The sequence below is a fragment of the Kitasatospora sp. NPDC006697 genome, from assembly GCF_042869935.1.
Classification (GTDB): domain Bacteria; phylum Actinomycetota; class Actinomycetes; order Streptomycetales; family Streptomycetaceae; genus Kitasatospora.
Genome location: NZ_JBIAGU010000048.1, coordinates 51,887 through 62,125, shown reverse-complemented (window position 1 = coordinate 62,125; position 10,239 = coordinate 51,887). Strand labels below are relative to the sequence as shown.

Sequence of the window (10,239 nt, the reverse complement as noted above, 5' to 3'; positions counted from 1 at the left end):
CGGCGGGGGTGGGGGGGGGGGGGCGGGCCGGGGCCCCCCCCCCCCGCGGGCCCCCCCCCCCCCCGCCCCCCCGGGGGGCCCCCCCCCCGCCGGCCCCCCCCCCCCCCCGCCCGGGGGCCCCCCCCGCCGCCGTCATCATTCCAGACCGCCGTGACTTTGATCGTCGGCCGCCCCTAACGGGGTGCCCGGTTGGGGTCCACGCGCGCCCGGACGGGCAGGGTGGTGATGTTCCCTTGGTTGGCGAGGGTCTTGCGCAGGCGCTCGATCTCCTCGTGCTGGGCGGCGATCCGGGACACGGCCAGGGTCTGGAACTCCACCAGCTCCGTGACCCGGGCGTGCAGCCGGGTGACGCGCCCGCGCAGGTCGGCGTTGTCGGCCTTGAGGCGGGTGATCTGGGCCTCGCGCGGGTCGACGATCTCCCCGGCGTCCTGGAGGGCGGCCAGCCGCCGTTCGAACTCCTCGGCGAGGTGCTGGTAGGGGCCGGGCCGTTCGGTGCCGTCCCGGTTCTTCTTCGGGTAGAAGCCGGTGCGGGTCACTCCCGCCTCGGCGGCGAGCGTCTTGAGGTCGCACTTGCCGCCCGGGGGGAGTTCTCCGCGCAGCAGCCGGTCGGCTGCCGCGCGGATCGCCTCTTCGTTGCGGGTGCGGGTCTCCTCGTTGATCCGCGCCATGGTCAGGCGGCTCCTTCCGTCAGCTTCGCGGCGGCCTTGATCTCCTCGACCACGCGCAGAGCTCGTTCGATCTCCGGCATCAGCCGGGCCTTCTCCGCCTTCGGGAAGCGCGGGTTGCCCAGGAACACCTGGTTGTCGGCGACCTGACCTTCCCACACCGGCAGGTGGCACGGGTGGTGGGTGGCCTGGGAGCAGCGGGCCGAGTCGCACATCCCGGCCAGCGGCTTGTCCGCCTTCGGGGTGCCGGCCAGCCGCAGGCACAGGGCCTTGGCCGGGTCGCGGAACCAGCAGTAGTTCGCGGTCCCCAGGTGGAGGTGCTTGGCCTGCTTGCGCAGCAGGTTCTCCAGGCGGCGGTCGCTGTCGAGCACGGACGCCGCCCCCGGGGTGTGGTCGGCGAGTTCGGCGTCGATGTGCTCGAAGGCCGCGATCAGGTCCCGCGCGCCGGGGCCGGCGGGCATGCGGCCCTGCTGGTAGTCGTGCCAGGCGGCCGTGGTCAGTTCGAGGTTGCGTTCCTGCTCGGCTTGTTCGATGTCGCTCAGCAGCGCGGCCTGGGAGCCTCCGGGCCGGTGCGCGTAGCCCTCGGTGGTGACCACTGACAGGTGCTTGAGCTGGATCTTGGCCGCGAGCAGTCCGCCGGGGCGGTGTGCGATGGCCAGCGCGACGGTCCGCCGCAGCATCCGGCCGTTCACCGGCCCGGCCGGGATCGGGGCGAGCCCCAGGCGCTGCCCGTCGGACCCGTTCACCCACTCGCGCAGCCGCTGGTGAATGTAGTCCATGGTGGCCATGGCGAAGGCCCGCTCCTGGCCGCTGGCCCGGTTGAGGCGGGCGGCCAGCTGCACGGCCCGGTAGGCAGGCTCCAGCACGACCCACTCCTCGCGGACCCCGCCGAGGACCTGTCCCTTGATCAGCTTGCTGGCCAGACGGAAGCGCTGGGTGCCGCCGGGGACGGTGACCGGTGCCATCGGGGAGTCGGCGCTGATCTCGTCCAGCTCGCTGGCCCGCATCCCGCTGAGCGCGCCGGTCACCAGGCGGCAGGCGCCCAGGACCACGAAGTGCAGGCGGCGCAGGTCATGGGCCGAGGTCGGCAGGGTCCACGGCACCGGCGTCTTGTCGTCGGCGCGGGGCACCAGCGCGGCGTCCCGGCCGAACTCCTCCTCCAGGCCGGCCAGGGCCAGGGCGTTCTCCCACAGCGGCCGGGTCTGTTCCACCAGCTTCCTGGCCATGCCGCCGCGGCCGACGGCCCGGTGGACCACGCGGTGGGTGTTGACCTCCAGCAGCGGGTCGTTCGCGTCCCAGCCCATGGTGAGCCGGACCTTGATCCGCGGGGTGTCGATGCGCGGCAGCGGCACCTTCTCGCGCACGTACCCCTCGAGGGCCTCGCGCAGCACCTCGTAGGTCGACGGCGACAGGTGCTCCAGCAGCGAGCCCGACTGCCCCTCCTCGTGCACGCGCAGCATCGTCTCGAACTCGGCGGCCAGGTGCGGCCCGATGGTCTCCACCAGGTACAGCGCGGCGGCGACGGTGGGCTGGAAGACCGCGTCGGGCACCGCCGGGGCGGTGTTGACCCGGCCGGGCTGCCAGCCGGCGACCTCGCTGACGGTGTGGCCCTTCCACGGCACGAAGCCGGGCAGGTAGGAGTCCGCGGTGAACAGGTCGCGGTAGAAGGCGAGGTACTGCACCGGCTGCAGCACGCCGACCATGGCTCCGGGGGCGAGCGGGCCGTCGCCACTGCGGCGGCGACGGCTCGTCCGGTAGGCGTCGCAGTGCTCCTGGAGTACCTCGGTGAGCGAGCCCAGGCCCTGCCCGGTCAGCCAGTTCAGCCAGTTCGCCAGGTGCCCGAGCGCGTTGTAGCAGGTGGTGGGCTTGCGCGAGTCGCGGAAGGCGTCGGGGAGTTCGATGACCCGCTGGTGCTGGGGCGCGATCAGGGCGAAGAGGTACTCCTTGGCGGTGAGCCGGAAGACGGGGTCAGTGATCCGGGTGAAGTCCAGGCGCTTGGCGCTGGCGCGGATCGAGCGCGGCAGGTGGGCCAGACCGGACAGGTCCCACAGGTCCTCGTCGAAGTTGGGCCGGTGGGCGCCGTCGGTCACCTCCCAGCCGGCGGCCCGGCAGATGTCCTCGCCCGCGAACACGGACCTATGGGCCCAGTCGGCCGGGATCGGCCCGCTGGTGGTGGTGACGGTCACAGGCTCCAGGAAGAAGACGGCGGTCACTGTGCGGTGGTTCCTTCCTCGGGGCGGAGCGGCAGTTCGGCGTCGGTGTCCTCGACCGCACCGGCGGCCTGGGTCAGGGTGCGTTCGTCGAAGCGGGGCAGGATGTCGTGGTCGAGCCGGTCGGCGTAGGGGCCGAAGACGGCCAGGAACTGCTGGGTGGTCATCCGCCGCGACTGGCGCGCGAAGTACGCCTTCAACCGCAGCAGGTTCGGCGCGTGGCGGGGAAGGAACACCGCCAGCGGGCACATCAGGCACACCCACGGCCGGGCCGGGCAGGGCTTGCCCTTCGGCCCGTGCAGTCCGGCGAGCTGGTTCGCGCACGAGGCGGTGAACACGTCCATCTCCCCGCCCAGCAGCTCGGCCAGGGCAGCCTCGTCCAGGCCGAGCCGCTCGGCCTCCTGCGGCTGGGCAGCCACGAAGTCGGCCGCCTCCTCGTCGTTCAGCAGCACCGGCGGACGAGTACGGCGCAGAAGATCCGCCTGGGCATCCTCGATGATCGACTCCAGCGCGTCCTTCTGGGCCGGCGTCGCACTCGACACGTAGTGGCCGCCCTCCACCCGCGCGGTGTGGTTGGGGTCGATCGTCGTACGACCCGTCCAGCCCCGGCGGGATAGCTGGTTGTGGTAGGTGGTGCGGATGCGCGAGGCGTGCAGCGTCAACGGCTCACCGTCGTCCGTGAGCAGGCCCATCGCATCGAACAGCCGCTTGCGTGCGCGCACCCCGGCGGTCGGCGCCTCCACCGACGACAGCACCGCCATCTGCCCGTCCGGTCCGCCGGGCCGGTTCTTCACGTCCCGGTAGATCCACAGGTGTGCTGCGGTCTCGGCGGGGGCGAACGTGCGCAGCAGTTCGGAGCACTCCAACCACCGCTCCAGCAGCCGGACCCCGCGCGAAGACAGGTTCACCGACTCCGGGCCCCGGCGGTGCTTGATGTAGTTCAGCAGCACGGTGCGGTCCCCGGCCCAGGTCATGTCCTCCAGCCCCAGGTCGCGGATACCGTCCGGCACCACCCCGCTGTAGACGCCGAACAGGTACCGGGCGGCGACCACCGCGTCCACCGGCGGGAACAGGGCGTCGCGCAGTTCGTTGACCACCGCACTGGCCGGCACCAGGGCGTCCAGGGACACCTCCATCACGCCGGCCAGCGCGACACGGCTCAGCGGGCCGTGCTCGCGCATCACCCAGGCCAGGTTCTGCCGGTTGACGCCGCGGCCTGCTCCGTCCGGGCCGTGACCGGCCAGCGTCAGCGCCTGCCGGTGAGCCGATATGAAGGCCCCCACCCGCTCGCGCAGGGCGGCCTCGATCGCCTTCCACTCGGCCTCGCTGTAGGGCTGCCACGGCTTCGAGGCCGGGGCCTTGCGGATCGCGCGGCCCACCAGGTGGGCCCGCAGTTCGGCGTCCACCCGCTCGCCGCACCCCTTCAGCAGCATCCGGCTGTACATGCCCCGCGCCGGCGTCGCCGCCAGCCAGTACTCCAGCATGTGGCCCCTGCGCAGTTCGGCGACGCCGCCCCGGAACCCGGCGTCGGCCAGGGCAGCTGCCATCTTGCGGATCGTCGAGGCGTACTGGATCGCCGTTCCCTTCCGGGAGATGTCGCCCAGCGGATGCGTCAACTGCACCAGCCCGGACGCCAGTTCCGCTGCGAGCACCGGGTTGGCGGTCCCTTCGAGCCGGGCCGTCCACTGCGTGCCGTCGGGGAAGTCGAACTCCACCCGCAGCGGGTCGTGCTCCACCCGGGTCACCATTCGCCGTCCTCCGCATCGAACTCGGCCGCGGCCTCCGCAGCCTCCAAACCGCTCTTGTTGCCGACCTCGGCGTACAGGTCCCGGTAGATCCGCTGAACGTCCAGCCGCATGACGTAGATCTCCGTGGTGGTCACGCTGCTGTGCCCCAACAGGTCGCGCAGCACCATCAGCGGGTCCTGCTTGGTCAGGTAGAGCGCCAGGGCGGCGTTCTCGTCGGTGTCCGCCACCAGGGCCGCGGCCCGCTGGTAGTAGCCCCGGACCAGGCGCTCCAGCGTCGCCATGGCGAAGGTGTGACGCAGAGTGTGCGGTGTCACGGTCGGGAAGCGCGGCTCGAAGTCCCGTCGGATGCGCTCTGAAGTGCGGCGGAATGTCGTCGCCCAGTCGGTGAAAGGAGTTCCGTCGGACTGGAGCGCGATCACGCCGGGTGATCCGTCCTCGGCCACCAGCCGCAGGCGCTCGGCCAGGTTGAGCTTGCGCCAGGACTGGCGCCGGCCGTTGACCCTGCCGCCCTCCCAGTCCGGCTCGCTGACCACCAGCCGTTCGCCGAGCCGCAGTTCAGGCACATAGATCCGGCCGTCGGCGATCGCGGCCCGGTCCAGGTCGATGTACTGCCACATCTCCGCCAGGGCCTCGTAGTCCACCCACGTCGTCCGCGGCTTCTTGCCCTTGGTGATCTGCTCCGACAGTGGAAACGGGACCGGAACACCGATGTCCCGCAGCGGAGTTGGGGGAAGCTCGTAGCGCAGGAGGTGGGTGAACTCCTGGGCGCGCGTGCCGGAGGAGACCACGAGCTTGCCCATCGCCGCATTCCTGCCCAGGTGGTGGCCTCGGAAGGTGTCCGGCTCGCCGTCCGGCTGAAGCCCGGCCAGGGCCTTGAGGAACATGTCCAGGAAGTCCGGCTCCAGGTACTTCAGCGTCACGTGGGGCTTCGCCCGCCGCACCGTCGCCGTGTTGCGCCGGGTCATCTGCACCCCGGACTCGGTGTACCGCCGAGCCATCGCGTAGCTGAACGGCACCACGTCGCAGTGCTGTTCTTCCGCCGCCCACTGGTAGAACCGCGCCACGGTGTTGATGCTCTGGTTCCATGTCGTGCCGTCCCACCGCGCGTCCAGCGGCCCGGAGAAGCGGTACTCCGAGAAGCTGCTGAGCGCGGCCCGGAGCTCCTCCCGGCTCCCGAACGGGTGAACTCCGACCTTGGCCAGGAACTCCAGCCAGCTCTTCAGGGCCTGCGCGTACGTCTTCCACGTATTGGGGGAGGGGGCGCCGCTGATCGGCAACTCCCGGAGCCAGAGGTTCGCCGCGACCGTGGCGCGAGGCCTGCCGACGTCCTCGAACTGGAGGTCGTCGTCGATCAGCACAGGCATTCCCTCAGGAATGAGCGGCCGACCTCCAAGGCCCCAGCGGTCCCAGTCCGCCGAGCTGAAGAAGATCAAGAACATGATTGAGACCCTAGATAGAGACACGTAGAAGTGCAATGGATATATGAAGCGCCGTCAGGGTCATCCCGGAGAGGAGTTCTCGAAAGAGACTCGGTAACTAAGCAGGGATACCCCCCGATGTGTCGATCACCCAGACCAAGTCCAGGCGGGAGAGGTACTGCTCGATGTACTTCTTGCCGAACTCGCGCTTCATGAAGGAGTTGGCCGTGAGTTGCGCGACCGTTCCGCCTGGCCGGGCCAGCTCGGTCATCAACGCGGTGAACGGCAGCGCGAGGCTGTACTTGCCGCTGCACACCTGCGGGTAGGCGCGCCGGATCTGCTCGCGCGTCTGGGGGTCGGGGACCGTGATGTAGGGCGGGTTGCCCACCACCGCGTCGTAGCGGCCCCGGTGGAGCAGCGGCTCGTCGGTGTTGAGCAGGGCATCGGCTGCGGCGACCCGCACGGGCCAGCTCGTGGGCAGGGCCGCGATGGGGCTGCCCAGGATGCCGGCAGTCGTCGCGAGGAGCCGGTAGCGCGTCAGGGCGGCCGCATAGGGGTCGAGGTCGACGCCGTGTACGGCCTGCAGGGCACGTTCCAGGGAGCGTTCGGCCGTGGCCCCGGCGTACGGTGCCCGCCCCCGCGGCCGGTGGGCCCGGACACGGTGGAAGGCGGCCACCAGGATGTGTCCGGTCCCGCAGGCCGGGTCGATCATCCGGACGCGGTCCGCGCCGACGTCGTCGAGCGCCGGCTCGAGGGAGAGGTCGAGCAGCAGTTCCGCGACCCAGGGCGGGGTCTGGCACAGCGCTCTCGACTTCCGGGCATCGGCCGACAGCGCCTGGTAGGCGTCTCCCAGGCGGTACCCGTCGACGCGGTGACCGTCGTCGACGATCGGCGCGGTGCTCCACAGCCGGGCGATCAGCTCCCAGCCGGCCTGACTGATCGGACTCCCCCAGAGGGGGACGGCCTGCGGGTCGGCGAGCGGTTCAAGCGCCGGGTGCGAGGCGGCCAGGGCGCCTAGGACATGCCTGGTGTGATCGGGGCCGGCGCCACCCCGGCGCAGCGAGGCTACGAGGCCGTGCGCGGTGGCGTGCTTGACCAGGGCGACCGCGTGGGCCCAGGAGACGGCGGCTCTGACACCGATCTCGCTGGTGAGATCGGCGACCAGGCGTTCGCAGGCCCGAGGGGAGAGCGTTGCGGCAGAAGACACGGAGTTCCTTTCGCGCGGAGGCGGACTGCGCCCAGGTGGCACGGAGACCGCCTCCGAGGTGTTCAAGTCGTCGTTTCGAGTCAGCCGTTCGCGCGGCGGGCTCTGGGGAGAGGGCTTCTCACGATGCGGTTGCTCTGGTGCTGATCGTGCTGATCCGGGCGGTACGACGGGTGTCGAGACGTCGGCCCACGGGGCCGTTGACGTGCGCCTTGACCTGGACCTTGATCTTGGGACAGGTCCCTCCTGCCTCGACGATGGCCTTGTGATCGCGGGGGTTGGGGCAGCGCCAGCTCCACCGGGCGTCGACGCTCCAGCGCAGCGTCTCGTCAGCCCACCTGCGGTCATGCTCGGCCGCAACGTGCTCGCCGGTGTAGCGGGTCGCGGCCTCACGGATCACGCGGACCTCCCGGAACTTGACGCGAAGCTTGCGGCCCTTGCCGCTCTTCCGCGTCACGGTCTGTTCGTCGTGCTCGAACGCGGGCCGCAGCGACCAGAACGCGAGGAGAAGGCCGATCAGGATGGACGCCGGGGCCGCGCCCCAGTGGGGGTGGTGTCCGTAGCTCTGGATCTTCGTGCTGACCTGAGGGACGGCCAGGACCATGGCGTTGGGGGCGTAGGAGCTGCGGGTCCAATGGGAGGGAAGGAGGGGCGGGGGAAGGGCCTCGTACAGGTCGGCTGTACTGGTGAGCGCGGTCACGGACAGTTGGAGCTGGGCCCCGCTTCCTTCCGACTCCCAGGCCAGCCCGTGGATGGGGAGCTCGGAGGCGGCAGTGATCGGGACGGGGAACAGCACGACGCCGACCGGGGCCGGGGCCTCGTCGGTGCTCTCCAGGAGGTAGCCGTCGGGGCTCGTGACCAGCTCGTGGTCGGCCATGGCCGAGGTGAGGGACGGCGAGGCGACCCAGACCTGGGCCTGGTCGAGGTTCTTGGACATCTGGATGACGTGGTTCAAGTGGAGCTCGACGGCCTGCCGGTCGTCCCCGAGGTCCTCGCCGGTCCGGCTCAGGTGCATGGCCTGGATGAAGTCCAGGGCCACGGGCAGGCCGCGGACGGGCTTGCCGAAGAAGTCGGCGAGGTCGGCGCGCATCTGCTCTGCGGTCTCGGCGCTGTGCTCGATGCTCACGGGCTCACCTGCTCGGAGAGGATCAGCTTGCCGATGCGGGCGGGGTCGAGACCGTGGGTCTCGAACAGGCTGATGAACAGGGAGACGACCAGGTCCGCGGCGGGCTGCTCGCGCAGCGGGAGGGCGCGGTTGCAGTTCGCGCAGTGAAGTTCGACCTCGTCGGTCTGGAGGTCGGTGATCTCCATGTGCGTTGCGCTGGGGTCGTCGGCGTCGACGATGTTGATCCATGCCGTCGCGGCGATCGAGGGAGCGGTTTCACCGCACTCCGGGCAAGGGCCGAACATGATCAGTACCTCCGGGAAGGGCTGGTGGGTGGGGCGGGGGTCGGCGCCCGGCCCTGCCGTGGCCGGGCGCCGTATGAGGGCAAGTCAGTGAGCGGGCAGCGCCGGAAGCTCGGCGACCTGCTGCCCGAGGGCGGTGCGGAACGGGTAGTGGACCGCGCCGGAGACGCCGGTGTCGCCGTCGGTCGGCTTGGGGTTCCCGTTCGCGTCGCGGTACTCGGCGAGTCCGAGGTCAACGAGGGAGCTTGCCGTCTGCCAAGTGACGTTCGGTGCCAGACGGCCGTTCGGACCGACGTGCCGGGTCAGGGCGTACAGCTGCGGTGCGCTCAGGGCTGCCCTGCGGCCCTCCACCGTGATCAGCACCGGCCCCACGGTCTTGGCGAGCGCGTCCTTGACCGAGAGGCGGTAGCCGTCGCCGTCCGGGCGGTAGGCGTATCCGTCGGTCAGCAGCGCGTGGAGGACCTTCTTGCTGATCTTCTCGGGCAGCCGGCCGTTCGAGGTGGCAGAGGCGGCCTTGAGGTGCTTGACGGCCCTCTGCGTGGGGGGCGCGGGGGTGGGGGTGGTCATGGGAGTGGTCTCCGTGGTTTCGGGTCGGGCGGGGCTGTGTAGGCCGTTACAGACCCAGGGCGCTGAACAGGGCAAGAAGGCGGTCCAGTTCGGGCTGAGGGTTTCTCCGGATGGGCCGGATCCGGAGGACGGGGACCGCCAGGTCCACCCCGAGCAGCACGTGCGGCCGGTCCGGGGCTGTCTTGATCCGGTAGTGGGAGGTGTCGATCATCCAGGCGTCGAAGTCGTCGGCGGGACGGCCCGAGCGCGCGGAGTGGCCTTCGTCCGGGACGGCCTCCAGGCAGGGGCAGTTGAGGTCGTCGCACGGGCGTCCTGCCGGGTGCCTGGCCAGCATGGAACTCGCGCGATAGGTCGTGGCGGTTCCGTTGAGCATGGGGCACCGCTGCTTGCTGTAGGCCAGGCACTCCGGGTGGAGCGCGGGTTCGGGCGCGAAGCCGACCCGGACGTCCATCGGCCGGACCGCCAGGCAGAAGCGCTCCTCCAATTGTTCTCCGCAGACCTGGCACAGCCGCTCGGCCAGCGCCTGCTGCGCCCTGACGGCGTCGACGGTGCCGAAGGCGGAGTGTCCGCCGTGCTCGTAGGAGATCCAGGGGACGACGAGGCCGCCCACGAGCTGCCGCTCCCGGCAGCGGATGGGCACCGGTGGTCCCGCGGCCTGGACTGCTCGCCCGCCCAAGGCCGGGCACAGCGGTGAGGCGACGTGTTGCGTGGAGGCTTCGGGAACGGTGCTGGTGGTGCTGGGCATGAGGACTCCTTCACGCTGGCGCGGGGCGGGGCTGTCGAGCAGCGGTGGCACTGCCGAGACGGGCGCATATCTGGTCCGGTGATCGCCGACGACCGTCCGTTGCTGTATCGGTGGCACAACAAGACACTATCCATAGTCATAGACTTAAGCAACTCAAGGTCGTCCGGCAGTGTCGGCGCACGGCGATCGTCGGGATGTCGACGGCGCTCCGTCAGGGCGAAGCCCCCTCGGCCGACCTTCGGAAGGCGCCAGGGTCAGGCCCCAACCGGTTCGGC

General features: G+C 70.9%; 9 protein-coding genes. All 9 read right to left on the bottom strand.

From position 1 onward, the window contains the following. Nucleotides 1-173: 173 nt before the first annotated feature. A complete protein-coding gene (locus ACFYNO_RS39345; protein ID WP_388023084.1) occupies nt 174-668 on the bottom strand; it encodes a hypothetical protein in 495 nt (164 codons plus the stop codon). Between the two features lie 2 nt (nt 669-670). Then, the gene (locus tag ACFYNO_RS39340; protein ID WP_388023081.1) at nt 671-2,878 is read right to left on the bottom strand and encodes an integrase; all 2,208 of its coding nucleotides are present in this window, start codon (nt 2,876-2,878) and stop codon (nt 671-673) included. Then, on the bottom strand, nt 2,875-4,623 hold the full coding sequence (locus ACFYNO_RS39335) for a hypothetical protein (RefSeq protein WP_388023078.1): 1,749 nt from the start codon (nt 4,621-4,623) through the stop codon (nt 2,875-2,877). Before ACFYNO_RS39335 ends, ACFYNO_RS39340 begins: the two co-directional genes overlap by 4 nt. Continuing rightward, on the bottom strand, nt 4,617-5,987 hold the full coding sequence (locus tag ACFYNO_RS39330; protein ID WP_388023076.1) for a tyrosine-type recombinase/integrase: 1,371 nt from the start codon (nt 5,985-5,987) through the stop codon (nt 4,617-4,619). The genes ACFYNO_RS39335 and ACFYNO_RS39330 overlap by 7 nt, the downstream gene beginning before the upstream one ends. Nucleotides 5,988-6,159: 172 nt before the next feature. Then, entirely contained in the window at nt 6,160-7,248 is a 1,089-nt protein-coding gene (locus ACFYNO_RS39325) for an Eco57I restriction-modification methylase domain-containing protein (protein WP_388023073.1), read from the bottom strand. A gap of 118 nt (nt 7,249-7,366) precedes the next feature. Continuing rightward, nucleotides 7,367-8,371, bottom strand: a complete 1,005-nt coding sequence (locus ACFYNO_RS39320; protein WP_388023070.1) for a hypothetical protein — start codon at nt 8,369-8,371, stop codon at nt 7,367-7,369. Next, nucleotides 8,368-8,655 (bottom strand): hypothetical protein, encoded by a 288-nt coding sequence (locus tag ACFYNO_RS39315; RefSeq protein WP_388023067.1) that lies wholly within the window; start codon nt 8,653-8,655, stop codon nt 8,368-8,370. Before ACFYNO_RS39315 ends, ACFYNO_RS39320 begins: the two co-directional genes overlap by 4 nt. 84 nt (nt 8,656-8,739) lie before the next feature. Further along, nucleotides 8,740-9,219, bottom strand: a complete 480-nt coding sequence (locus ACFYNO_RS39310) for a hypothetical protein (RefSeq protein WP_388023066.1) — start codon at nt 9,217-9,219, stop codon at nt 8,740-8,742. A 46-nt stretch (nt 9,220-9,265) separates the two neighbouring features. Further along, nucleotides 9,266-9,964 (bottom strand): cell envelope biogenesis protein OmpA, encoded by a 699-nt coding sequence (locus ACFYNO_RS39305; protein ID WP_388023063.1) that lies wholly within the window; start codon nt 9,962-9,964, stop codon nt 9,266-9,268. Between the last annotated feature and the right edge of the window lie 275 nt (nt 9,965-10,239).